We start from the raw sequence: 24,856 nt of genomic DNA, 5'->3' as shown, positions 1-24,856 counted from the left end.
ATGGGCGGGATGAACAAAATTGAAGAAAACAGGCATTACACTTATCGTTCTCATGACACTGACACTACTAATTGCACCTTTTCAGTCTGCCATGGCCAGCTCGACAATTTCAGTAAAACTGTCTAACTATATCGGAAACAAAAACAGCATGGATTTCTCAACAACGGGGGAATACAAACTATCAGGATCAAATGTCGCTGTGACGAAAAGATACGACGGCAAAAATCGTTACGAAGTAGCCAATAGTATTGCTTCTGCAGGATGGAAAAATCCTTCAACCGTTGTGATTGTGAGCCGAGATGCTTTTGATCATGCCATTTCTGTATCGCCGTTAGCATACAAATTAGGCGCCCCAATTTTGTACACGAACATTGAAAAGCTAACGAAGACAACCGAAAATCAGTTGAAAAAGATGAATCCTGATAACATCTTAATTGTCGGGAATACGAAAAGTATTTCAACAGCTGCTGAGAAATCAATCAAAAAGTATGGAAAAGTGAGACGCATTAGTGGGAAAGACAAATTTGAAATTTCCCAAAAAATCGCCAAAGAAATGGGTAACTATAAGCAAGCAATTGTTGTCGGCGGGAACTCATTCATGAATGGGATTGCAATTGCATCCTATGCATCGAGAAAAGGATACCCAATCCTATTAACAAAAAAAGATTCCATTCCGTCTTATAAAATGCCAAGTAAAGTCATTATCATCGGCAGTACAAAAAGTACGGGACAAAAAGTAGAAAATCAAATCAAGAAAACCTCAAAGGTGACACGAATCAGCGGTGCCAATCGCTATGAATTATCTGTGAATATCATTAAAAAATTAAACATTAATGCAGATAAAGTGTACTTGGCAAAAGCCTCTAGCTATATTTATGCAATGCCTTTGTCGCAATTGGCTGCAAAATCTAACAGTACCGTTGTGTATGTGAAGCCGGATTCTGTCACAGCGTCATTAAAAGCATTGCTGAAAGAAAAAGGTACATATGCTTACCATCTTGCTGGTAGCACAAGTGCGATTACAGATAGTTTAAAAAATTCTTTAGCCAAACAAGTCTATCTGAAAAAAAATCAAAACTACCAATTGAATATTTCTAACGGAAAAATTTCATTAAAAGGCATTAAGACGTATAACACATTAAGAGTTGTTCCTGAGAAATATTCAACCAAAAATGTCCTTAAAATCGCAGGGAAGCCTTACTTAGGTAACGTCAACTTTGCCATTGAATCAGGATATATCAGGCCGACTAATGAAAATATTCCATTTGAAGACTATCTAAAAGGTGTTGTGCCAAACGAAATGCCTGCGAGCTGGCATGTTGAGGCATTAAAAGCACAAGCTGTTGCCGCTAGAACGTATTCAGTGAAAAGTATTGGAAAAGTCGTACCTGATACAACAGCCTTCCAAGTATATGGAGGATATAACTGGTACACAAATTCGACAAAAGCTGTGGATGCCACAAAAGGCAAGGTTCTGAAATACAACAATCAACTTATTTCAGCCACCTATTATTCTAGTAATGGCGGATACACTGAGGCGAGTGAAGAAGTGTGGGGGAATGTACTGCCATACTTAGTCGCCAAAAAAGACACAAAAGATCCTGTCAATGCGTGGACACTGAAGTTGTCTAAAAAGCAATTAGGTACTACGTTGACTGCAAGTACAGCAGCTTCTGAGTGGTCTAAGGCAAAAGAAGCCAATGCTGCCGACCTTGCTGGTCTAAAATCATGGCTGTTGAAAAATAAAGAAACAGCTGCATCTGACATGAGAATTGCATCTATTTCAAGCCTGACATTCTCAGGAAAAACAAAAGGTCAGCGTGCGAAGACCGTTTCAATCAAGCTGAATTACCATCTGAAAAACAAAACAGGTACGTATACAGTGAACAAAAGTACAACGGCAAGTATGAAAATGACAGAGTTTAGAACAGTCATGGGCGCAACAAAGGTGAAAAGTACGTTTGCGTCAGTAAAGAATAATACAAATGATTTCACGATTTCAGGAAAAGGCTATGGTCACGGCATTGGTATGAGTCAATACGGCGCCAAAGCTAGAGCTGAATCTGGAAACTCGTATTCTTCCATACTTTCGTTCTACTATCCAGGTACAAAACTAACAAACTATTAAGAATAAAAGGAGGACTTAGAAGATGCGCTCAATGATCAAAACAGCCATCCTCAGCCTCATCGCCATTTTCGTTATTGTTCCAACAGCTTCAGCAGATAACTCGGTCTCCCGAATTGATGGTGGGAGCCGGTATGCTGTAGCAGCAAACGTAGCGAAAAAAGGATGGGGAACAGCAAGTACAGTTGTTTTAGTGGGGAAAACTGCATATGCAGATGCAACAGCAGGAATTCCACTGGCACATCAAAAAAATGGACCAGTTCTTTACACAAATAGTACAAGCCTTTCTGGAGATACAAAAAAAGCCTTAACGGCTTTAAAAACGAAGACAGTTATTGTTTTAGGCAGCACATCAAGTGTGTCAAACAACGTGGTCAATCAAGTAAAGAAAATGGGCATCTCTACACAACGTATTTCAGGAAAAAACCGATATGAGCTATCGGCAAATATCGCGAAAAAAATGAAAACGCCAGCTGGCGTCGTTGTGGTTGAAGGGTCATTCTATGCACATGGAATTGCCATTGCACCTGTAGCGGCACAAAAAGGGTTCCCAATTCTATATACAGATAAAAAGGGCCTTCGTTCTGAAATCGCTTCTGTTGCAAAAGCAAGCAATGTGAAACAAACCATTGTCGTAGGCGGAGAGAATTACGTCACAAAAGCAGCTTATAATCAATTAAAATCTCCAACGCGAATCAAAGGCTCTACTCGTTATGACGTGGCTGCGAATATTGTGAAAAAATACAATATGAGCACAAATAATACCTATGTAGGAAGAGGGTTTGGCTATGCCACTTCATCTTCTGCGGCAGGAATTGCAGCAAAGCAAAACAAAGCATTGCTCCTAACGAATGAAAAGACGCTGCCAAAGGTAACAAGAGCGACGATTAGCAGCAAAAAAATCACCAAATTTACTGTCGTTGGCAGTACAAATACAGTGACACCAACTGTCGTGAATCAATTGAAAAATCCTGTCGTTGGCAAAAAAGTATTCATTGACCCAGGTCATGGCGCTCATGATTCAGGAGCGGTAGGCTACGGATTATATGAGAAGAACTTAAACTTAGATGTAGCCAAACGTCTAAATACAAAGTTAAACAACGCAGGTGCACTTGTGACGATGTCAAGAACATCAGACACATTCGACAGTCTTCAAACACGGGTGAGCAAAGGTGCGTCAGCAAATGCAGATATCTTCATCAGTGTCCATGCGAACTCAAATGATAACAGCAGTGCAAATGGAACTGAAACGTATTATGACAAAACATATGCGGCAACAAACAGCTTGAAGCTTGCGCAAAATATTCAGCCTAAAATGGTCAGTGCATTAGGCACAAGAGACCGTGGCGTGAAGACAGCTGCCTTCTACGTCATTAAATATTCTAAGATGCCAAGTGTTCTCTTAGAAACTGGTTTTGTTTCCAGTCCAGTTGATTCAAATATTTTGAAATCCGCTACTTATAAAGATCGATTAGCGTCAGGTATTTCAAGCGGTGTTTCAGGCTATTTTAGATAAGAAAACATACAAATGAGGGGTGCCGAAGATACACCTCTTAGGCTGCTCGAGAAACGACTCTCGGCAGCCTTTTTTCAAAAGTACATGAAGTGTTTCCTGGGTTCCATGATGAAGGGTTCAAAACCAAGGAGGTTGACTTCATGCGTTCTTATATCAAATGTTTTGTTTTAATTGTGGTTTCACTATGTTTATATGCACCAACAGCATTTGCGCAGCACAATGTATCTAAGATTGAGGGAAGTAATCGATATGAGGTGGCAGTTAACGCTGCAAAACGAGGCTGGTCGACAGCACCTACAGTTGTTTTAGTAGGCGGTGAAGCTTATGCAGATGCGCTAAGTGCTGTGCCGTATGCCTTTCAGCAAGGAGCCCCAGTGCTGTTAACGAATACTAGCAGTCTTTCAGGTGCAACTAAGTCAGGTCTTCAGCAGTTGAAAACGAAGCGTGTCATCATTCTTGGCGGAACCGCAAGCATTTCGCAAAAAGTCGTAGCGCAGCTAAAAGCAATGAATCTATCCGTATCGCGAATACAAGGAAAGAATCGATATGAATTGGCGGCAAACGTTGCTAAACAAATGAAGAGTGCTGATACAGCTGTGATTGTGAATGGTTCTGCTTATGCAGACGCTGTGGCGATTGCTCCGTATGCTGCAAAACAGGGCTTTCCTATTTTATTAACCGATGCAAAGGGGCTGCGGCAGGAAACAGCCAATCTATTAAAAAGCAAAGCGGTGAAACGGACGATTGTGATTGGCGGGGAAACAAGTGTCAATCAAGCAGCTTATCAAAAGCTGCCATCACCCGTGAGAATCAGCGGAGCCAATCGGTATGAAGTGGCAGCCCGAATTGCGAAAACATACCCGATGAAGACAACCCAAACGTATATGAGTAACGGCTATGCATATGCCGATGCGGCAGCTGCGGCAAGTACGGCAGCCAAGCAAGGGCAAACCCTTCTTCTTACAGATGCTCAATCTGTGCCAGATGCGATTCGTCGTGTCATTGGGTCTAAAAAGATTTCAACATTTACAGTGTTGGGCGGAACATCAACCATACGAACCAGTGTGATCACACAGCTGAAAAATCATGTGTTAGGTGAAACCATCTTTATTGATCCAGGTCATGGTGCGCAGGATGCTGGAGCGGTAGGAAATGGGCTGTTTGAAAAAAATGTTAATCTGGATGTCGCGTTAAAACTGCAAGCAAGGCTCAAACAAGCGGGTGCACTGACGGTCATGTCTAGAACATCTGATACATTTGATTCCTTGCAAACACGTGTAAGTAAAGGATCACAGGCTGGTGCGGATGTGTTCATCAGCATCCATGCCAATGCAAATGATCATAGCGCTGCAAATGGAACAGAAACGTATTATGATGCGACGTATGCTTCGGCCAATAGTTTAAAGCTGGCACAAAAGGTACAGCCCCAGATGGTGAAAGCCCTTGGCACAAGAGATCGCGGTGTGAAGACAGCAGGGTTCTACGTGATCAAGTATTCAAAAATGCCCAGCATCTTGCTTGAAACGGGGTTCGTAACCAGTCCGATTGATGCCAGTATATTAAAATCAACGACTGCCAAGGAGCGGCTGGCTTCAGGAATCGCAGCAGGTGTATCTCAATATTTTGAATAAAATAGATCGGATGAATGATATGTCAAGTTAAAAATACATTTCATTTCAGGTTATTTTTGTTATAATCGAAACATAGAGGGTGGATTTTTCACGTATTTGCCTTCCAATGACAGCAAATCGACAAATCATGAAGAGGTGACGATCTTGAAAAAATTAATCACAATGCCGTTTTTAGTCTTACTTCTAGGTGTAATGCTCACAGCATGCGGCACATCAAATCAGTCAAACGATAACAATACGGATAACAGCAAAAAAGAAACAACTGAAGCAGCAGATCAAAAGAAAGAAAGTGCAACAGACGAAAAGACGGAAGACAAGTCTGCAAGTGAAAAAGCAGATGATGAAAGCAAAGAAACAGCTGCTCAAACAGAAGACCAAGCAGGTCAATCTGATGAAGATGCAAAAGAAAGCTCAAGTAAGGAAATCACAAAAGAAGAAACGACAAATGATCAGTCAAAAGCTGAATCTAAAACAAAAAAAGAATCTACAACGAAGAAAAATGAAGTCACCAAAGAAGGCACATATGTCGGTTTGGCTGATGGACATACAATTGCTGTCAACATTGATGGAAAAGAAGTAGCCATTCAATTCGGAAATACATTTTCTAAACAAGTGAACAGCCTAAAAGAAGAATCAAAAGTGAAAGTAACTTATACAAAAGATGCAAACGGAACGCTTAGACTGAAGACGATCGAATCCGTAAAGGCAAAATAAAAAAAAGACACGTAGACCCGCAGAAATGCGGGTCTTTTTTACGTTTAAAAGGGCATAACTTGATATAAGGGTACATTCTTAACACACTTTTACAAGACTTAACAGCCCATTTACATTTGCTTAATGTTGCTCTGCTAAACTGACTTTCATAGAACATCTCTTTACACAACAACTACTTTGAATGGTGAGGTGCAGGTCAGTGAGCGCAGAGAAAGCGATGAACCTTTACAGAGAATATGAAGTGAGACGAAACCACTCTTTTGCTTTAACAGAACATATGGTTCGATATTTATTTGCAAAACGTTTCATAGATGTCGTGTTCTCGTTCATCGGATTGATGTTGAGTACGCCAATCATTTTACTGTTTGCCCTTTTAATTAAGCTAGAAACACCAGGGCCAGCCTTTTATATGCAGGAAAGGGTCGGAAAAGACGGTGTCTACTTTAAATTATGGAAGCTCAGATCGATGAGAACCAACGCAGAAAGCGGAGGAGCGAAATGGGCGCAAAAAAATGACCCTCGTATCACCAAAGTGGGGGCATTCATCAGAAAAACAAGAATTGATGAACTGCCGCAGTTTATCAACGTGTTAAAAGGAGAAATGAGTATTGTAGGTCCACGTCCTGAAAGACCAATGTTTACTGCCGAATTTAATCGGACGATTCCAGGCTTTACAAAAAGACTGACAGTGAAGCCAGGGCTGACAGGTCTTGCTCAAGTAAATGGGGGATATGAAATGAGTCCAAGTGAAAAATTATCACATGACTTACAGTATATTCAAAACTTGACATTTTCTCTCGACACGAAGATTATGGTAAAAACGTTAAAAGTCATCGTGACTGGTGACGGAGCCAGATAAGTAAAGTAGGGAAGAGAAATGGCAAGTATGAAAAATCGCCTGCTGGGCGGAGCAAAATGGACAAGCTTGTCCGCATTGATCATTACCATCATCCAAATTGCACAGTTCGCCTTTTTAGGAAACGTAATGTCACTGAAAGAATTTGGACTCGTTGGCATGATCACAACTGTCACAATATTTACACAGATTTTACTTGATCTAGGTATCGGTGCTGCGATCATTCAAAAGGAACAAACGACGGAACGTCAATTATCTACATTATATTGGATCAACTTGCTGACGGGAATTCTCTTGTTTTGTGTATTGATCCTTGCAAGTCCCTTGATTGCCGCCTTTTATGCCAGACCTGAGCTGGAAGGCTTGCTCAAGTTATTATCAATCATGTTTCTCATTGCACCAATTGGTCAGCAATACCAATATATGATGCAGAAAGATTTAGCCTTTAAAACCTTAAGTACGATTGAGACGATAGCGACGATCATTTCGCTGATTGTTCTACTGATCCTAGCCTTTTTTATCAATCCAATTGTGGCCTATGTGATCTCTCAAGTGCTGCTTCAATCAGGAAAAGGTCTCATGTATGCAGCGGCTTATTGGAAGAAGTGGCGCCCAGCACCCGTTTTCGCATTAGGGGAAGTGAAAGAGTTTTTCTCCTTCGGGGCTTTCCAGCTTTCGTCAAGGCTCGTCAATCGGGCAGGCTCAAATATCGACATGATTTTAATTGGACGGTTCCTTGGAGCAGAAGCATTAGGGATTTACAGCCTGGCTTATCAAATCGTCACAATCCCGGTGCTGAAAATTAACCCGATTGTGACGAGAGTGGCTTTCCCAGTTTTCGCAAAAAGTCAGCGTGATCACTCTAGGCTGCGTGAGGGCTTCCTCAGCATGACGAATATGCTTGCACTCATTAGTTTTCCACTACTCATCGGTCTTGCTGCCGTATCAGATAGCTTTATAGAAGTGGTGTTTGGAGAGAAATGGCTAGTGGCGGTCCCGGTTTTGAATATTTTGTGCATTGTTGGTCTACTTCGTGTGCTGATGAATCCAAATGGTTCCATCCTTCTTGCAAAAGGGAGAGCTGACTTAGCTTTTTATTGGGATACAGGCATGCTCATCGTATATGGATGCGCCTTATATGCAGGAGTCCATACTGGCAGTCTATTGACTGTAGCTTGGGTCTACTCAGGGGTCAGCCTGCTGAACTTCATTGTCGGCAGGTGGCTGATGGCTTATGTCATTCAGCTAGATATGAAGGTGTATGTAAAATCACTCGTAAAGCCTGCTGTCATGACGTTGTTAATGGCCGGCTGCGCAGTGGCTGTTCATCAAGGGATGAAGCTGATATCAGCGGATATACTGCTTCAATTACTACTGACGATTGGTTTAAGTGCGGCTTTATATAGCTTGCTACTTGTCAAAATGTATCCGCAGATGGCAGGGAAATTATGGAGAAGAGGTCGTTCGTCATGAAGGTGCTATGGCTGACAAGTGTATATCCTAGTGAAAAACATCCAAGTGAAGGCGTCTTCCATGAAACGCAAGTGCAGGAGCTGGTCAAACAGGGCGTAGAAGTGAGTGTGATTTGTCCTACTCCTGTCAATCCGCCTATCTTACGGATGCTTAAAGCTTCCTATCGTCAGAGAAAAGATCTTCCCGAGCAGGAAGTGAGGTACGGCGTGCCGGTTTACAGACCGCCCTATACAGCGCTGCCTGGACAGCTAAAATGGGCTCAGCCGGGTAAACGAATCGCAGCTTCTGTCCTGCGCACAATGGAGCGTTATGAACTGTCACCGGATTTCATCCATGCGCACTTTGCCATGCCGTCTGGCGGCGCAGCAGCTGTGATCAAAAAGGAAGCAAACATCCCTTATCTTCTGACCTTACACGGCAGTGATGTGAACGTCTATCCAACCTATGGCCAAGGGGCGCTTGCAGCCTTTAAAGCAGCAGTAAAACAGGCATCTGCTGTTCTCACAGTGAGTGAGGAGCTGGCAAAGAAAACACATGACATGACAGAGGTGGATGCACAATGTCTCCCGCTTGGAATTCCGCTCAAGTCATTTTCTAGAACACCAGGGGATCAAACAGCCATCAGAAAGCAGAGCGGTTTACCGCTTCACGACAAGCTCGTCGTTTTTGTCGGCCGTTTAGTCAAAGAGAAAGGTTTGCTTGAATTAGCGGAAGCTGTCAGCGGGATGGAGGGTGTAAAAGCCGTCTTTGTCGGAAAAGGCCCCCTCGCAAAGGAGCTGGCCGAACGGGCGGGAGAATCCATTATACTCCCGGGGCAGGTGCCGAATGAACAAGTCAAACATTATTTAATGGCAGCTGACCTGTTTGCCCTTCCATCCTACAGTGAAGGAATGCCGACTGTCGTCCTTGAGGCGCTCGCTTTAAAACTACCTGTCATCGCAACACGGGTTGGTGGTCTCCCATCACTATTTTCTACCTATCAACATCTGCTCATTGAACCGCGTTCAACGAGTCAGCTAAAAGAAGCGATTCACGCTTATCTTTATGAAAACAGATGGAACGAGCAAGTGAAGACCGATCTTCACCACATCGTCCATACAGATTATTCATCATCACATAATGCTACGCTCCTGATTCAGCAATATGAAAAGGTGCTGAATCAATCAACATCCACCGTTTAAACAGGATGAAATGTGCAAAGACTGATAGATAAACAGTTTGGAACGACCAATATGCTTTACTGAGAGGATGAAACATGTTGAAGAAAATTGCTGTGATTGGAACAGGATATGTCGGGTTAGTATCGGGTACTTGTTTTGCTGATATCGGAAATCGCGTCATTTGTTGTGACATCGACGAATCAAAAATCAACAGCTTAAAAAGCGGTCTCGTTCCAATTTATGAACCGGGCTTAAAGGAATTGATTGAGAAGAATACAGAAGAGGGAAGATTGTGTTTTACAACCAATATTCCCGCTGCAATTCGAGAATCAGAGATTATTTATATTGCGGTAGGAACACCAATGACACCTCAGGGGGAAGCGGATTTAACATTCGTGAAAGCTGTGGCTCAAACGGTTGGAGAACACCTGAATGGCTACAAAATCATCGTGAATAAGAGCACAGTGCCAGTTGGAACAGGACGTCTTGTTCAAGCCATTGTTCAAAAGGCTTCACGCAGTAAATATCCATTTGACGTCGTCTCCAATCCAGAGTTTCTGCGGGAAGGTTCAGCTATTCAAGATACGATGAATATGGAGAGAGCGGTCATTGGCTCTACAAGCGCACATGCATCCACGATCATTAAAAAATTGCATGATCCGTTTCAAACAGAAGTGGTTGAGACCAATCTAGAAAGTGCAGAAATGATTAAGTATGCGGCAAATGCCATGCTCGCCACAAAAATCTCATTCATCAATGATATTGCGAACATTTGCGAGAGAGTTGGTGCTGATGTGGAAAAAGTCAGCGAAGGCGTTGGGTTAGATAGCCGTATCGGGCATAAATTTTTAAAAGCAGGCATTGGATTTGGCGGTTCTTGTTTCCCAAAAGATACGATGGCTCTTCTCAAAATTGCCGAAACAGCCGGCTACCGGTTCAAGCTGATCGAATCTGTCATTGAAACAAACAACCACCAAAGAGCCCATCTTGTCAGCAAACTGATGAGTGTGTTCGGTGATATTAAAGGAAAAACGATTTCCGTTTTAGGGCTCGCATTTAAACCAAATACAAACGATATGCGTTCAGCACCAGCACTAGATATTATCCCAATGCTGAGAGAGCTCGGAGCTTTTGTCAAAGCCTATGATCCAATTGCTTATATAGAAGCAGAAAGAGAGCTTGGCCCGCAGGCGGTCTTCAGCAATGATCTCTATGAAACAGTGAAAGATACAGATGCTTGTCTCATCTTAACGGAATGGGATGACGTACAGAAGATGGATAAAGATCAGATCAAGCAGCTGCTTCGTTCTCCCATTTTAATTGATGGAAGGAATTTGTTTGATCCAGCAGAAATGAAAGAGAGAGGATTTATTTACCAGTCCATCGGCCGCCCAGGCGTATGGGAAACAGAATTGGTATCGAAGGCACAATAATAGGGGGAACTTGGATGAAGAAAGTATTGGTCACTGGGGGAAGTGGATTTATAGGATCTCATACGGTAGAGGCTTTATTAGAGAAAGGATATGAGCCTATCGTTCTTGATAACTTTTCAACTGGATCGAAGGAAAATATCGCTCATCTATCCGTACAATGCATTGAAGCAGATGTCACAAAATCAGAAACGGTCGATTTGATCAAACACATTGCACCAGATTATATCATTCATCTTGCAGCGCAAGTGAGTGTAGCCGTTTCGGTTCAACATTTCGTCTACGACGAAGAGGTCAATATTAAAGGCTCGCTGCATGTGATCAAAGCAGCGGCTGAAGCCGGGGTGGAGAAAGTGGTGTTTGCCTCATCGGCAGCAGTCTATGGAGACCCAGTCTATCTGCCGGTCGACACAGCTCATCCACTGCAGCCTGGCTCACCTTATGGCTTGTCGAAACTGACAGTTGAACGATACTTAGAGATGGCAAAATCACTCTATGATGTGGACTATTGTATTATGCGGTACAGCAATGTATATGGTCCGCGCCAAGACGCACTTGGTGAAGGTGGTGTTGTCTCAATTTTTTCTGATAAGTTTGCAAAACATGAGGCACCTTTCATCTTCGGAAACGGGGAACAAACAAGAGATTTTATCTATGTAGGCGATCTAGCCGCAGCGAATGTTGCAGCTTTAACAGCTCAATCAAACGTTTGTTTAAATATCTCATGTGGTCATTCCATCACGGTGAATGAGCTGTTTCAAACGATGAAGCGAGTCACGAGATCAGATCTTGAACCGATTTATAAGCCGCAGCGTGCAGGAGATATTGTGCATAGTACATTGGCAAATGAGGAAACGAAACAAGTCTTAGCATGGGAGCCTGTTGTGACTTTACAAGAAGGTTTGGCTCGTACCATTTCCTACTATGAACAGGAAGTAAAGGCTTAATCCCTCAAATCGGATGGGTTGCTTAGGAGGAAAATAGGTATGAGTGTGAAACAAACAGCATGGCAAATCATGATCGGATGTATGTTATTAGCAGCGGGTATAGGGCTTGTACAAATGGCATCCGCACAGCCTATCGGGTTAAAGAAGATGGTGGTCATTCCGGTTTTACTTGTGGTGCTCATGGCGGCTGTTATATGTATGAAGCTCTACATGAATGGTGAACACATATTCATGTCAGCCATTTACCTTTTAATTGCATTAACATTTCTCAATAATGCTTTTTTCTCTATTAGTGCCGGGTTCTTTAGTCTCTTTCTCTACCGCATCATGCTCTTGGCTGTCTTTGCTTTATTCATATGGCGGATGAGAGACAAAGGAACGTACATATCCCAGTGGCAGCAAATTCGTGTTAAAGGCATTCTTGGTTTTTTCGCCGCATGGTTTCTTTACGGGCTCATCTCACTGCTTTGGGCTCATTCGGTCACAGACGGCCTGAAATATATGTCTCTTCTTGCGATGGGAATGGGTTTTGTCTTTCTTGTGGTCATGTACATTCAGCGAATGGATCAGATCGTGACTTTTTATAGTATTTGGCTAGTCATGACTGTATTTGTGATGGGAATCGGGTTCTATAATCACTTGACCTTGAATCATTTACCGAATACCTCATTGTATCTTGGACCAGCGTACAAACAGCACTATCCTACGGCTGTCTTCTTTAACCAAAATGACTTTGCGACGTTTTTATCTATTAGCTTTTTCTTATATGTGGCGTGTATGCGCCAAATGAAAAATGGTTATATCAAAGCGTTCGGATTACTAGGAGCCATCTTAGCGCTGTATCTCATTTTGTTAACAGAATCGCGCGCCAGCTTGCTTGGCATATTAGCTGGAGCGGTCATCTATGTATGGCTACTGATGCCTCGCTTTTTAAAAAAGTGGTCCATCATGGCAGCAGGCGGGCTTGGTATCATCTGTATCGCCATTTTTTCAGCCAAAATCTATTCTGTCTTTGATGACTTGTTTCTCGCTTCTCAGGTCGCTCATTCTTTTAGCGAACCACTTCCGTCCAACATTGCCCGGGCGAATTTAATCAAAAACGCCTGGCATTTCTTTACGAATTCATATGGCTTCGGAGTCGGAGCGGGCAATGTGTCTTATTACTTAGCTCACTTTTCTATCTTTGATACAGATCAGGTCGTCGAAGTTCACAATTGGCTGCTAGAGGTGATGACGAATTTTGGGTTTGCCGTCATGCTAGGTTATATCTCAGTGTATGCCTATCTCATGTTCTCACTGTACAAACAATACCAATTGGCTGACACGAGATCAGCCAAGATGATCATTGAAGGTCTATTTGCTGCCATGCTGAGCTTTCTCGTCTCAAGTATCAGTCCGAGTTCGGTCTCGAATTTATATTTCCACTGGGTGTTTCTAGGTCTAGTGATCGCAGCGGTCAATATCATGAAAAATAAACAGCGCTTCAAGCCGTGGGCAAACGTGTGATGCTGAGTTTGTATGGCTACACTAGTGAAAAAGCAAATATGTCAATGTTGGGAGAATGAGCATGTCTGGTTTTATGTTAAGAATAGGGAAGCGAATGAAAAAATATATCGTATGGCTTGTGCTGCTGCCCGTTGTATTGGCTGCTTTTGGTTTCTTTTTTGCCAAGGGGACAGTAGAACAGTCTAGTTACACAGCTGCTGTGACCTTGACGCTTGGGAAATATGACGACGGTGTGTATAACAATATGGAAGAAGTGACATCTCTATTAAAAAGTGATGCATTTCTGAATCAAGCACTCCGTGATGTAAAGGAAGAAGAAAGGCAGGATGTGAAAAATCGTTTGATTCTCACGAACCAGTCCGATACACAATTGCAGTTGTCGTTTACAGATGCTGATCAAGCTCGAGCTTTGGCGGTAGTGAAACAAGTGTCAGATACATTTTTAAAGCAGGACAAAGCCTTATTTACGAAAAGACAGCAAGTCATTGAAAGAAGACTATCCGCTCTTGAAGATGAATCTGTCAGCAATGACTCCAAAGTCGATAAAGAACGATTTTTATATGAATTGGAATCGACAAAGCTCGGGATGAAGCAGGCAAAGATTGTCGATCCTGCCCAAGTACTTGATGAAGGGAACAAAGGGATGTCAGCGAAAAAACGAGCACTGCTTGGACTTGTCATTGGCCTTAGCATCTCGCTTATGTTTGTGGTGTTACCTGAAGTGTTCAAAGAATCTTAATGATGAACTGGAGATGAGTCTTAGGTGAACAATCAACCGTTAGTATCAATTATTACACCGGCGTATAATGCGGAACGTTATTTAACGGATACAGTTCATTCCGTCCTTGCCCAAACCTATTCCAACTGGGAGCTGATCATTGCAGATGATTGCTCAACAGATGGCACAAGGAAGTTGTTAGGGGAATTAAGTCAGACGGACGACAGAATCAACGTCATTTATTTAGAGGAAAACGGGGGAGCCGCTATTGCTAGAAACACAGCCATCAAACAGGCGAAAGGCCGCTTTATCGCTTTTTTAGATAGCGATGATATGTGGAAACAGACAAAGCTCGAAAAGCAGGTCAAGTTTATGTTAGAAAATGATCATGCCTTTACTTTCACGGCATATGACATCATTTCAGAAAATGGAGAGCCGTTACAAAAAACCGTCACAGCGCCGGCTCAGTTGAACTACAATGAAGCTTTAAAAAATACGATTATCGGCTGTTTGACGGTGATGCTCGATCTTCAACAAGTAGGACACGTGGAAATGCCAAACATTCGAACAAGGCAGGACTTAGCCACATGGCTCTCTATTTTAAAAAAAGGATTTACTGCCTATGGAATGAGTGAGCCGCTCAGTGAATATCGCATCGTGGGAAACTCGATTTCTAGTAACAAGTGGAAAGCAGCGAAAAAAACATGGTTTGTCTATAGAGAAATTGAGCAGCTTCATTTTGTGAAAGCATCTTGGTGTTTTATGCACTATGCCACAAATGCTGTCAAAAAGCGTTTATAAACAGAAGGGAAAAAAGGTGATAAAGGTGAAAGCAGACTCGATCATACATGTGATTGTCGCAACGGGAGAATGGGGCCACGATGGCTTAAGGTACAGACGGCATCGACTGGCGGAATTTCTTGCATCTGATCCAGAAACGAAAGAGGTCATCTGGGTATGCCCATCTTCCACTCGTCATTCAACTCCCTTTCAGCCTATAACGGATCGAATGAAACAAATGACCATTCCTGATGTGCTCAAGAGCAAGTTTTTTCGCTTTGGCCGTTATCAAGATATGTTTTATTTTCATAAATTATCTCCTCTTCTTGAGCATTTGCGTCAAGAAGAAAAGCAGGGCATAGCCGTCTGTTTATGGTATACGTTTCCGGGATTTCCGCTCTTATCTTCTTTATTTGAATGGAAACATATTGTGTATGATTGCAGTGACCTGTGGGGAGAGCCCATCAGCGGAAAAAACAACATTCTCTCTTATATGAGACAGCGAGTCATTGTAAAAGCTGAAAACCGCATTATTAAATATGCACACAGCATTACATGCTCTTCACAATACTTACATGATCAAATCAAAAAAAGGCTCATGGGTGAACCGAAAGATGTCTTTACAGTAGAAAATGGCGTCGAGTATGATGTGTTTGCAAAAAGCAACCTCCCTAGCAGGGAAGACGTGCTAGAGGGAAGAGAGGGAACGGTTCTTGGCTTTATAGGTGGGATCAAGCCGAAGCTCGATTTTGACATGATCGCTCAAGCTGCTCGAATGCAGCCAGATTGGACATTTTTATTTGTCGGTCCGGATGGAACGAATGGAGATCCATCTTTTCAGCATGCACTCAAACTGCCCAATGTCATATGGACAGGAGCAGTCGCACCAGAAGAAGTGCCTGCTTATATGAAATTAATTGATGTAGGGATGATGCCATACAAACAGTCTCCTTACAATCAAGCGGTTTTTCCGCTCAAGCTGTATGAATTTTTAGCTGCCGGAATCCCTGTTGTTGGTTTAAATCTTCCATCAACGGAAAGGCTAAAAGAGAATGATGTGTATGAATATGTAGAGGGCGAAGATCCAGCTCTCTTCGTCGAAGCCTGCCAGAAAGTGATCAGTAAAAAAGATGACATGACATGCAGACATCTAAGACAAAGCCGGGCAAAGAAAAAAGATTGGCACGCACTGTTCACAAACATGGTGGAATTAACGAATATTAAAGAAAACGCATAATTCATTCAGGATTGTGCGTTTTTATTTGTTTCTTCTTCTTAGGGGGAGCTTGTGATCATCCTATATTCAATTGTATAATGGAAAGAGCGGCCAATATACAAAATACAGATTTCAATTTAGAAGGAGACTGACCTATGGATTACGAACGCGCCTTATTAGCGTTTTTTGTCTCTCTGGCTACAGTTTTAATTGTGACACCAATCGTCAAAAAGTTTGCAATTAAGATTGGTGCAGTGGACCAGCCGAATAAACGAAAAGTTCATGATAGAGTAATGCCTCGAATGGGCGGTTTGGCGATTTTTATTGGGGTAGCGGCTGGAGCACTAGCAGGCGGGCTGTTTCTACATAATAAAATTACAGCTATATCAGTTGGCGCTGTACTCATCGTCATTTTAGGTATATTTGATGATAAATATAATTTAAGTGCAAAATTTAAATTTCTTGTGCAAGTTCTCGTTGCTTGCTTAATCGTGAGCACGGGCTTAAAAATGGACTTTTTCTCTGTTCCTTTCTTAACAGATCGACTGGAGTTAGGATGGATGGCATATCCCCTGACTGTACTATGGATTGTTGGGATTACAAATGCGATCAATTTAATTGACGGATTAGATGGACTGGCTGCCGGAATTTCGGTTATCGGTTTAACCACGATTGCCGTCATGGCATTTTCTGCGGACAAGATCCTGATTCTTTCGTTATCTCTTGTCGTCATTGGCAGTACCATCGGTTTTCTTTTTTATAACTTCCATCCAGCAAAAATATTTATGGGTGATACAGGGTCGTTATTTTTAGGCTATATGATCTCGGTCCTGTCACTTTTAGGATTGTACAAAAGTGTTACTTTGTTTAGTGTTGTTGTCCCTGTAATTATTTTAGGTGTGCCTATTTTTGATACGACCTTTGCGATCATAAGACGAATATTGAATAAACAGCCTATCTCAGCACCTGACAAATCACACATCCATCATCGACTGATGGCCTTTGGCTTATCACATCGAATGGCAGTGATTGTGATTTACATGATTGGTTTAGTCTTCAGCTTAAGCGCGATTTTGCTGACAAGTGCCACCATTTGGCTGTCATTGATCATCATCTTTTTACTGGTCATGTTTATGCAAGTTATCGCTGAAGTCACTGGTTTGGTGAACGAAGAGTTTAAACCATTTACGAAATTCTACAAACGTATGGTCAAAAGACAATAAAAAACAGCCCGCTTCCAAGGAACGGGCTGTTTTCCTATTATTGTCCTGATGTGCTGGTCGAAGGGGCCTGGGTATCGGCTGACCCTGTTGCATCAGAAGATGAATCGGTTTGTGTATTTGTTTCAGTTGAGGACGATGACTCAGCAGGAAGCTTTAAATGCGTCCTTAACTCATTTTGCACCTCAGCCAAGTTGGTTTGATCTGGCTCAAAGAAGTATGTTCGATTTGGTCCTAAATAAAGGTCTGATCCTTTAATAGATAGTGTTTCAGTATCGTCTCCTTTGAAACCACTGTAAATTTGCTGTAGAGCAAGTCCTTCTGTGATGCGGAAGTTGGTTGTTATATGATCACTTACTTCTTTTGCGATATTATCCACGTTTGCAATGTTATGAGGTTTCGCCATTTGATCAATCATGGCACGTAAGATTTGTTTCTGACGATCGTTACGCCCGAAATCACCACGTGGATCTTGTTTTCTCATTCGCGCATAAGCAAGTGCCTCTTCCCCGTTTAAATGCATATTCCCTTTTTTAAAGTAAATCTTTTTCGATTTTTTGACGTCACTTTTTTCATTGAAGTCAAATGGAACGTCTATATCGATTCCCCCAACTTCATCAATGACATCCTTAAAACCGTCAAAGTCCACTGTTGCATATTTGTCAATTGGGATATGCAAGAATTGTTCGACAGTTTCAATCGTTTCGTCTTTACCGCCTTTAGCAAATGCCGCATTGATCTTTACTTTATTTCCCGTTGTGTCACTAGCAAGCTGTACTCGTGTGTCACGGGGGATACTGACCATTTTCATCGTTTTATCCTGAGGATTAATCGTTGCGACGATGAGTGAATCTGAACGGCCGTGATCACCATTTGTGGCGTAATCCTCTATACCAACAAATAGGACAGAGAAAGGTTTTTTCTTTATATCAATGACAGCATCACGGAGTTTCGATTTCTCCCCACGCTCTAATTCATCATAAGTTTTGTCAGCAGCCTGGAGTGTATTCACAATCTTATAAACTGCAAATCCGCCCATGCAGATGAAGAGAAGCAAAAATAAGACCAGAATCCGTTTGAAAATCTTTTTCTTCTTACTCTTTTTCTTTCGTACACGCACTTTTACTCGTTGTGCCATTCATCTGTCTCCTTTATCGGACCAACGTCCTTTTCTAAATAAATCAATTCGCCTTCTTTAGTAACACTCTTTCCATTCGTTAACTCAGTCATCCATTCAATGAACTGCTCTGTTTGTGTTTCTTCTACATACGTTTCAAAAATCACATCTTCTGCATAATGGATGTCTTTTAGCTGAAAAGATGAGGCTCTAAGCTCATTCTCTACCTTTCCAAGCCATGTATAATCTATTGTTGTGTGCATCGTACGCATTAAACAGCGTTCTACCATACCAACATGATTAATTGCTTCAGACACAGATTTTCCGTATGCGCGAATTAATCCACCGGCACCTAGCTTAATACCGCCGAAATAACGAGTGACGACAACAACTGTATCTTTCAGCTTGCGTTTTTTAAGCACTTCAAGCATGGGTACCCCTGCCGTACCGCTTGGTTCACCATCATCATTTGCTTTTTGAATCAGATCATGTTCACCGATCAAATAGGCGGAACAATTATGAGTGGCGTTCCAATGTTGTTTTTTTATGGATTGTATAAAGGCTTGTGCTTCTTCTTCTGAGACAGCACGTTGTATATGACAAATAAAACGTGATTTTTCAATGACGATCTCATGCTCGCCACGGCTTTTGACTGTGAGATAGCGGTTCAGCAAAAGACATACCCTCCTGACAAGCAAATTGTAAGGCTAGAGAAAATTTGCATTGGTTTTAGAATTTTACAGCGTATTTTGTTATGATGATAGGAGCGGAAAAAGGGTCGTCATAAAAATTTCATGATTTATACGCATTCTTTCATTATAATTCGACATAAAATGCAGATCAATGACATTTATAATAAAAAAAGATGACATCACTGTTACGGGAGGGAAAAGCCATGACAACACCTAAAATGGATCCGAAGTTATTGGATTCAATCATCATGAAAATGCTAAGTACAGTTGATGGCAGTAAGGACGAAGTATTTAGAATCGGCGAACAGTCCCGTCAACAATATGAAAGCCTAGTAGAAGAGCTCAAGCAAATTAAACAGCAAGTCAACGAAGTAATTGATTTTGGGGATAAACTAGAAGTACATACGAGACATGCTAGAAATCGATTATCTGAGGTCAGCAGAAACTTCAACAAATTCAGCGAAGAAGAAATACGAGAAGCCTATGAAAAAGCACATAACCTGCAAGTAGAATTGACCATGATCCAGCAGCGCGAAAAACAGCTGAGGGAAAGAAGAGATGATCTCGAAAGACGATTGTTAAGCTTACAAGATGTCATTGAACGTTCAGAAACGCTTGTGAGCCAGATCACGGTCGTCCTCAACTACTTGAACCAAGATTTACGTCAGGTCGGTGTTTTACTTGAAGATGCTCAGGCAAAACAAGATTTTGGACTAAGAATTATTGAAGCCCAGGAAGAAGAGCGCAAAAGGGTATCACGAGAAATCCATGATGGACCTGCTCAGATGCTGGCAAACGTGATGATGCGTTCAGAACTAATAGAACGGATTTTTAGAGACCGTGGAACAGAAGAAGGCTTTAAAGAAATTAGAAGTCTAAGACAGAATGTGCGAAATGCACTGTACGAAGTGAGAAGAATCATTTATGATTTAAGACCGATGGCTTTAGATGATTTGGGTCTCATTCCGACACTGCGAAAATACTTAAACACAATTGAAGAATATGATGGAAAAACCAAAATTACGTTCCAGTGCTTAGGTGATACTGAAAGCGAAAGAATTGCTTCTCAATTTGAAGTGGCACTATTTAGACTAGCTCAAGAAGCTGTCACAAATTCTTTAAAGCATTCTGAAGCTGAAGAAATCTCTGTGAAGGTTGAAGTGACGAAAGACTTTGTCACCTTAATAATCAAAGACGATGGAAAAGGCTTTGATATGAAGGATGTTAAAACAAATAAAAACAAATCTTTTGGGTTACTTGGTATGAAAGAGCGCGTAGACTTACTAGAAGGTAAAATGACCATAGACTCAAAAATAGGTCTAGGGACATTCATCATGATTAGAGTACCGTTAACATTACAAAATAAAATTGTAAAATAGAGACAAAAGACATATTGACCATAAAGTTCAGGTGTAGAACAATAAACATGGGGAGGCGTAGCTTGTGACTAAAGTAAATATTGTAATTATCGATGACCACCAATTATTCCGTGAAGGTGTCAAACGGATTTTAGATTTTGAACCTACTTTTGAAGTAGTTGCAGAAGGAGACGACGGTGACGAAGCTGCACGTATCGTAGAACACTATCATCCGGATGTTGTCATTATGGACATTAATATGCCGAATGTAAATGGTGTGGAGGCTACAAAACAGCTAGTAGAGCTTTATCCCGAATCAAAAGTCATTATCCTATCTATTCATGACGATGAAAACTATGTGACACATGCATTAAAAACAGGAGCAAGAGGCTACTTGTTAAAAGAAATGGATGCAGACACCCTCATTGAAGCAGTAAAAGTAGTAGCTGACGGAGGCTCTTATTTACATCCGAAAGTCACTCATAACTTAGTAAATGAATTCCGACGCTTAGCAACAAGCGGCGTTTCAGCACATCCACAGCACGAGGTATATCCTGAAATTCGCAGACCACTTCATATCTTAACAAGACGTGAATGTGAAGTTCTTCAAATGTTAGCTGACGGAAAGAGCAACAGAGGTATTGGTGAGTCGCTCTTTATTAGTGAGAAAACAGTCAAAAACCACGTGAGTAACATCTTGCAAAAAATGAATGTAAACGACCGTACTCAAGCTGTTGTTGTAGCAATTAAAAACGGCTGGGTAGAAATGAGATAATGTTCCGGACAAGTACTCCTTTTTCGCCTGTTTTTAGTTCTCTCACATTCAAGTTAGAGAGCAATGATAGGCAGGTAAGGAGTCTTTTTCGGATATAGCGGGCTTGCCTATTGATTAGGCAAGCTTTTTTGATTAGTATTATAAATCTAGTGAAAAACAATGATCATTCTTTTTTAAAAAGCAACTTAACGGATAAGGAAGGTATTTAAGAATGAAAATAGCCGTTGTAACAGACAGTACTGCTTATATACCACAAGAACTACGTGATAAACATCATATTCATATGATCCCTCTGAATGTCATCTTTGGTACTGAATCATACCGTGAAGAAGTAGAAATGGATTGGAAGACATATTATGAAGAAGTCAAGAAACATAAAGATCTTCCAACAACCTCTCAGCCTGCTTTCGGTGAACTTATAGAATTATATGAAAAACTTAGCGAAACATATGATGCTGTGATTAGTATACATCTGTCAAGCGGAATTAGTGGAACATACAATAGTGCGGCCTCAGCAAATGAACTAGTTGACGGAATCGACATTTATCCGTTTGATACAGAGACTAGCTGTATGGCGCAAGGTTTTTATGTGTTAGAAGCTGCTGAAAAAATCCAAGATGGTGCTTCTCCAGAAGAAGTGATTTCCCATCTCAATTATCTGAAAGAAAATCAAAGAGCTTATTTTATGGTAGACGATTTAATTCATTTACAACGAGGCGGCAGATTAAATGGTGCTCAGGCTTTTATTGGAAGCCTCTTAAAGGTAAAGCCTATCTTGCATTTTGACAACAAGCTAATTGTCCCTTTTGAGAAGATTCGTACACGCAAAAAAGCCATTTCACGTATTTTTGAATTATTTGATGAAGATGCATCACGTGGTGTTCCAATGAGAGCAACTCTGATACATGGTAATAGAGAAGAAGAAGCAGATGAATTAATTGCGCACTTATTAGAAAAGTATCCTCATGTTGAATTTTATAAAAGCTACTTTGGTGCCGTGATTGGCACTCATCTAGGCGAAGGCTCTTTAGCACTTGGCTGGATCATCAGATAGATATCAAAATCCCCTTTTCTCATGGAAAAGGGGATTTGTTTTTCTATTTTTACAATTAGACGAAAGGCCTTCTCTTTGTACATAATGGGTCAACATGAATGGAAAGGTAGTGCGTGAAATTGAATCTGGAAAAAGCATTGGAACTCAGTCACAAGCTACAATCAAGGCACCTTCTTCCTGTTGAATGTCAATGTACACAGTCCGAATTGGAGTGGCTGGAGAATCAAGGATTTATCCATAGAACACCTGCAGTCGATAGGGTGGCGAGTGGTTTGATCTGCTGCCGGTGCGGTGTATCAAACATGCGCTACTTTGCCCTCTCTCCGTGTGAAACATGTAAAAAAGACTGTGTATACTGTAGATCCTGCATCATGCTGGGAAAAGTAAGCGAATGTGGCTTTCTCTACGAATGGACGGGTCCACAAAAGAAAGACACAAGACAAGTTGAATTAACATGGCAGGGGGAGCTTTCTAAAGGGCAAAAGAGAGCGTCCGATAGGCTAGTAGAAGCAATCCAAAACAAATTTGATCTGCTCGTTTGGGCTGTTTGTGGTGCGGGGAAAACGGAGGTGCTTTTTCATGGAATAAAATATGCGCTAAATAACGGAATGAGTGTTTGTATTGCGACGCCTAGAACCGATGTTGTACTTGAGCTTGAACCTCGAATGAGAAAGGCATTTCAAGGACTGAATATAGCTGCACTTTATGGCGGGAGTTCTCAAAGATTTCAAATGGCGCCGCTTATGATCGCTACAACCCATCAGCTAATGAGATATAAAAACGCCTTTGATGTCCTCATTGTAGACGAAGTCGATGCTTTTCCTTATTCAATCGATGAACGGCTTCAGTTTGCTGTTTTAAAGTCAATGAAAAAAACAGGAGTTAGAATTTACTTAAGTGCCACACCATCTAAAAAAATGCAAAAAGATGTTGCTCGTAGACAATTAGAAGCGATCAAAATTCCTCTGCGCTTCCACCAAAAACCGTTACCTGTCCCAACATTTCAATGGGTTGGAGATTGGAAAAAGAGATTAAAAAGAAATCGGCTTCCAGCATCTACAATGAACTGGCTGCATGAACATATCACAAAGAAAAAAAGAGTGTTACTCTTTGTTCCTTCTATTTCTACTATGAAGAAGGTAACTCATATTCTTCAAGGTCAAGATGTAAATGTACAGGGTGTTTCTGCGGATGATCAAGAAAGGAAGCAAAAAGTCCAGCATTTCAGAGATCATAGATACGATGTATTGGTTACAACAACTATTCTAGAAAGAGGCGTTACCATTCAAGATGTTCAAGTGGGCGTCTTAGGTGCGGAATCTCCTATTTTTACAGAAAGTGCACTTGTTCAAATTTCTGGTAGAGCAGGGAGACATCCAGATTTTTTTAACGGAGACGTGTACTTTTTTCATTTTGGTTTAACGAGAAGTATGAAACAAGCAAAGAAACATATCGTAAAAATGAATAATACAGCTGAAAAAGAGTTTTCTGAAAAATAGTGTGGGTTCAACTAAATCATGGTACATTATATTCACAAAACACAAATGGCAGGAGAGACAAAATATGCTACTCAACGCAAAAGAAATACTACTTAAAGAAATTCTCTATCAATATCTCAACCAATTAAACATGATTTGTCATTGTGAAAAATGTATAGAAGATGTATTAGCCATTTCTCTAAATCAAGTGAAACCGCAATATATAACAGATATCGATAAAATATCCTACAGTAAATCCGAGATGGTGGATAAACAGAAAAATACAGCGATGCTCGTCATTCTGACAGAAGCTGCTTCAACGGTCACTACATATCCAAGGTGCGAAAATCATTTGCCGTTGAACAAAGAAAAGCGTTGATTTGTCCAATTTGTGAGAGCCATTTTGTGGCTGATTTTACATGGAAATCATTCCTACTATTAAATGAAGATCGTTTATGTGTAGCATGTAAGAACCACCTGATGAAGATTCAAGGTCCTACTTGTCCCAAATGCGGAAGAGCGCAATCAAATGATCAATTGTGTCAAGATTGTTCAAGGTGGAATAAACGACGGGATTTTGCTGAGATTCTTGTAATGAATCGGTCTGTTTATGCTTACAACGACTTTATGAAAGATATTCTAGCTCGATTTAAATTTCGAGGTGATACGGCTTTAGCTGATCTATTTAAAAAAGATGTACAGTCAGCGTTTAAACGTTCTTTTTCAATCAAAGAACCGGTGCTTGTCCCAATTCCTTTGAGTAAAGAGAGATTAAAGGAAAGAGGATTCAATCAGTCAATGATGCTTGCTTCCATGATTGGCGGACCTATATTGGAGCCACTTATAAAAGTACATCAAAGGAAGCAGTCAAAGAAAAGAAAAAATGAACGTTTACATCAACAGAATTTGTTCCAATTAAGGCAGTCAAACCCGATCGTTCTAAAGGATATCATATTAATCGATGATATTTATACAACTGGGGCGACAGTCTATCATGCAGCAAAAATTTTAAAAGACGCAGGCGCCAAAAGTGTTTCCTCTTTTACGTTGATTCGTAGTTAAAAATCATGACAATCAACCGATATTAAGA

The 24,856-nt window shown here is 41.1% G+C and carries 22 protein-coding genes; 20 read left to right on the top strand and 2 right to left on the bottom strand.

All coding sequences use genetic code 11. The features are described from left to right. Positions 1-19 precede the first annotated feature (19 nt). The 14 genes from ABG082_RS16495 (at position 20) to ABG082_RS16430 (ending at position 17,295) form a co-directional block, all read left to right on the top strand. A complete protein-coding gene (locus ABG082_RS16495) occupies positions 20-2,128 on the top strand; it encodes a SpoIID/LytB domain-containing protein (RefSeq protein ID WP_348936276.1) in 2,109 nt (702 codons plus the stop codon). Between the two features lie 22 nt (positions 2,129-2,150). Continuing rightward, complete coding sequence (locus ABG082_RS16490) at positions 2,151-3,641, top strand: N-acetylmuramoyl-L-alanine amidase (protein ID WP_024719256.1); 1,491 nt, start codon at positions 2,151-2,153, stop codon at positions 3,639-3,641. Positions 3,642-3,781: 140 nt separating this feature from the next. After that, entirely contained in the window at positions 3,782-5,272 is a 1,491-nt protein-coding gene (locus ABG082_RS16485; RefSeq protein ID WP_348936275.1) for an N-acetylmuramoyl-L-alanine amidase, read from the top strand. Positions 5,273-5,416: 144 nt separating this feature from the next. Next, entirely contained in the window at positions 5,417-5,986 is a 570-nt protein-coding gene (locus tag ABG082_RS16480; protein ID WP_186366146.1) for a hypothetical protein, read from the top strand. 199 nt (positions 5,987-6,185) lie between these two features. Further along, positions 6,186-6,845 (top strand): exopolysaccharide biosynthesis polyprenyl glycosylphosphotransferase, encoded by a 660-nt coding sequence (locus tag ABG082_RS16475; RefSeq protein ID WP_008348294.1) that lies wholly within the window; start codon positions 6,186-6,188, stop codon positions 6,843-6,845. Positions 6,846-6,863: 18 nt separating this feature from the next. Next, the gene (locus ABG082_RS16470) at positions 6,864-8,315 is read left to right on the top strand and encodes an MOP flippase family protein (protein ID WP_164998999.1); all 1,452 of its coding nucleotides are present in this window, start codon (positions 6,864-6,866) and stop codon (positions 8,313-8,315) included. After that, positions 8,312-9,496, top strand: a complete 1,185-nt coding sequence (locus ABG082_RS16465) for a glycosyltransferase (protein ID WP_348936274.1) — start codon at positions 8,312-8,314, stop codon at positions 9,494-9,496. The genes ABG082_RS16470 and ABG082_RS16465 overlap by 4 nt, the downstream gene beginning before the upstream one ends. A 74-nt stretch (positions 9,497-9,570) precedes the next feature. Beyond that, positions 9,571-10,908: a UDP-glucose/GDP-mannose dehydrogenase family protein gene (locus ABG082_RS16460; protein WP_046344599.1), complete on the top strand. Its 1,338-nt coding sequence runs from the start codon at positions 9,571-9,573 to the stop codon at positions 10,906-10,908. Between the two features lie 14 nt (positions 10,909-10,922). Continuing rightward, positions 10,923-11,852, top strand: coding sequence for an NAD-dependent epimerase/dehydratase family protein (locus tag ABG082_RS16455; RefSeq protein ID WP_017368146.1), 930 nt, complete (start codon positions 10,923-10,925; stop codon positions 11,850-11,852). A gap of 39 nt (positions 11,853-11,891) precedes the next feature. After that, positions 11,892-13,358 carry an O-antigen ligase family protein gene (locus ABG082_RS16450; protein WP_348936273.1) on the top strand — a complete coding sequence of 489 codons (1,467 nt, stop codon included), beginning with the start codon at positions 11,892-11,894 and terminating at the stop codon, positions 13,356-13,358. A 61-nt stretch (positions 13,359-13,419) separates the two neighbouring features. Further along, positions 13,420-14,097, top strand: coding sequence for a hypothetical protein (locus ABG082_RS16445; protein ID WP_035389676.1), 678 nt, complete (start codon positions 13,420-13,422; stop codon positions 14,095-14,097). Positions 14,098-14,121: 24 nt separating this feature from the next. Next, complete coding sequence (locus ABG082_RS16440; protein WP_008348281.1) at positions 14,122-14,877, top strand: glycosyltransferase family 2 protein; 756 nt, start codon at positions 14,122-14,124, stop codon at positions 14,875-14,877. Beyond that, positions 14,846-16,093, top strand: coding sequence for a glycosyltransferase (locus ABG082_RS16435; RefSeq protein WP_017368143.1), 1,248 nt, complete (start codon positions 14,846-14,848; stop codon positions 16,091-16,093). The genes ABG082_RS16440 and ABG082_RS16435 overlap by 32 nt, the downstream gene beginning before the upstream one ends. Positions 16,094-16,227: 134 nt before the next feature. After that, on the top strand, positions 16,228-17,295 hold the full coding sequence (locus tag ABG082_RS16430) for an MraY family glycosyltransferase (RefSeq protein ID WP_007499956.1): 1,068 nt from the start codon (positions 16,228-16,230) through the stop codon (positions 17,293-17,295). Positions 17,296-17,332: 37 nt separating this feature from the next. Here the strand turns inward: ABG082_RS16430 and ABG082_RS16425 are convergent, their stop codons facing one another. Beyond that, a complete protein-coding gene (locus ABG082_RS16425; RefSeq protein WP_007499958.1) occupies positions 17,333-18,430 on the bottom strand; it encodes an LCP family protein in 1,098 nt (365 codons plus the stop codon). Next, complete coding sequence (locus ABG082_RS16420) at positions 18,415-19,083, bottom strand: YigZ family protein (RefSeq protein WP_017357860.1); 669 nt, start codon at positions 19,081-19,083, stop codon at positions 18,415-18,417. The genes ABG082_RS16425 and ABG082_RS16420 overlap by 16 nt, the downstream gene beginning before the upstream one ends. 221 nt (positions 19,084-19,304) lie before the next feature. On the opposite strand from ABG082_RS16420, the gene ABG082_RS16415 reads away from it, so the two are divergent. The 6 genes from ABG082_RS16415 to ABG082_RS16390 all read left to right on the top strand — a co-directional run bounded on the left by ABG082_RS16415 (position 19,305) and on the right by ABG082_RS16390 (position 24,828). Beyond that, the gene (locus ABG082_RS16415) at positions 19,305-20,480 is read left to right on the top strand and encodes a sensor histidine kinase (RefSeq protein ID WP_003213166.1); all 1,176 of its coding nucleotides are present in this window, start codon (positions 19,305-19,307) and stop codon (positions 20,478-20,480) included. A 64-nt stretch (positions 20,481-20,544) separates the two neighbouring features. Next, positions 20,545-21,234 carry a two-component system response regulator DegU gene (degU, locus tag ABG082_RS16410; protein WP_008348273.1) on the top strand — a complete coding sequence of 230 codons (690 nt, stop codon included), beginning with the start codon at positions 20,545-20,547 and terminating at the stop codon, positions 21,232-21,234. Positions 21,235-21,445: 211 nt separating this feature from the next. Then, positions 21,446-22,288 (top strand): DegV family protein, encoded by an 843-nt coding sequence (locus ABG082_RS16405; protein WP_144683538.1) that lies wholly within the window; start codon positions 21,446-21,448, stop codon positions 22,286-22,288. A gap of 371 nt (positions 22,289-22,659) precedes the next feature. Beyond that, the gene (locus ABG082_RS16400) at positions 22,660-23,787 is read left to right on the top strand and encodes a DEAD/DEAH box helicase (RefSeq protein ID WP_234898350.1); all 1,128 of its coding nucleotides are present in this window, start codon (positions 22,660-22,662) and stop codon (positions 23,785-23,787) included. A 64-nt stretch (positions 23,788-23,851) separates the two neighbouring features. Next, on the top strand, positions 23,852-24,145 hold the full coding sequence (locus ABG082_RS16395) for a competence protein ComFB (protein WP_008348267.1): 294 nt from the start codon (positions 23,852-23,854) through the stop codon (positions 24,143-24,145). After that, positions 24,142-24,828 carry a ComF family protein gene (locus tag ABG082_RS16390; protein WP_216942854.1) on the top strand — a complete coding sequence of 229 codons (687 nt, stop codon included), beginning with the start codon at positions 24,142-24,144 and terminating at the stop codon, positions 24,826-24,828. Before ABG082_RS16395 ends, ABG082_RS16390 begins: the two co-directional genes overlap by 4 nt. Positions 24,829-24,856 lie beyond the last annotated feature (28 nt).

The sequence above is a fragment of the Bacillus sp. BS1807G30 genome (genome assembly GCF_040047675.1).
In the GTDB taxonomy this organism is placed as follows: Bacteria; Bacillota; Bacilli; order Bacillales; family Bacillaceae; genus Bacillus; species Bacillus altitudinis.
Note: the sequence above shows the minus strand (reverse complement) of the source record. Positions and strands in the feature narration are given on the sequence as shown.

What these genes read in the sequence shown, in the direction of transcription:
- ABG082_RS16425 (WP_007499958.1), bottom strand. Translation starts at nt 18,430, where the DNA reads ATGGCACAACGAGTAAAAGTGCGTGTACGAAAGAAAAAGAGTAAGAAG.
- ABG082_RS16430 (WP_007499956.1), top strand. Translation starts at nt 16,228, where the DNA reads ATGGATTACGAACGCGCCTTATTAGCGTTTTTTGTCTCTCTGGCTACA.
- ABG082_RS16485 (WP_348936275.1), top strand. Translation starts at nt 3,782, where the DNA reads ATGCGTTCTTATATCAAATGTTTTGTTTTAATTGTGGTTTCACTATGT.
- ABG082_RS16445 (WP_035389676.1), top strand. Translation starts at nt 13,420, where the DNA reads ATGTCTGGTTTTATGTTAAGAATAGGGAAGCGAATGAAAAAATATATC.
- ABG082_RS16490 (WP_024719256.1), top strand. Translation starts at nt 2,151, where the DNA reads ATGCGCTCAATGATCAAAACAGCCATCCTCAGCCTCATCGCCATTTTC.
- ABG082_RS16405 (WP_144683538.1), top strand. Translation starts at nt 21,446, where the DNA reads ATGAAAATAGCCGTTGTAACAGACAGTACTGCTTATATACCACAAGAA.
- ABG082_RS16395 (WP_008348267.1), top strand. Translation starts at nt 23,852, where the DNA reads ATGCTACTCAACGCAAAAGAAATACTACTTAAAGAAATTCTCTATCAA.
- ABG082_RS16450 (WP_348936273.1), top strand. Translation starts at nt 11,892, where the DNA reads ATGAGTGTGAAACAAACAGCATGGCAAATCATGATCGGATGTATGTTA.
- ABG082_RS16460 (WP_046344599.1), top strand. Translation starts at nt 9,571, where the DNA reads ATGTTGAAGAAAATTGCTGTGATTGGAACAGGATATGTCGGGTTAGTA.
- ABG082_RS16415 (WP_003213166.1), top strand. Translation starts at nt 19,305, where the DNA reads ATGACAACACCTAAAATGGATCCGAAGTTATTGGATTCAATCATCATG.
- ABG082_RS16470 (WP_164998999.1), top strand. Translation starts at nt 6,864, where the DNA reads ATGGCAAGTATGAAAAATCGCCTGCTGGGCGGAGCAAAATGGACAAGC.
- ABG082_RS16455 (WP_017368146.1), top strand. Translation starts at nt 10,923, where the DNA reads ATGAAGAAAGTATTGGTCACTGGGGGAAGTGGATTTATAGGATCTCAT.
- ABG082_RS16465 (WP_348936274.1), top strand. Translation starts at nt 8,312, where the DNA reads ATGAAGGTGCTATGGCTGACAAGTGTATATCCTAGTGAAAAACATCCA.
- ABG082_RS16435 (WP_017368143.1), top strand. Translation starts at nt 14,846, where the DNA reads ATGCCACAAATGCTGTCAAAAAGCGTTTATAAACAGAAGGGAAAAAAG.
- ABG082_RS16400 (WP_234898350.1), top strand. Translation starts at nt 22,660, where the DNA reads ATGCTGGGAAAAGTAAGCGAATGTGGCTTTCTCTACGAATGGACGGGT.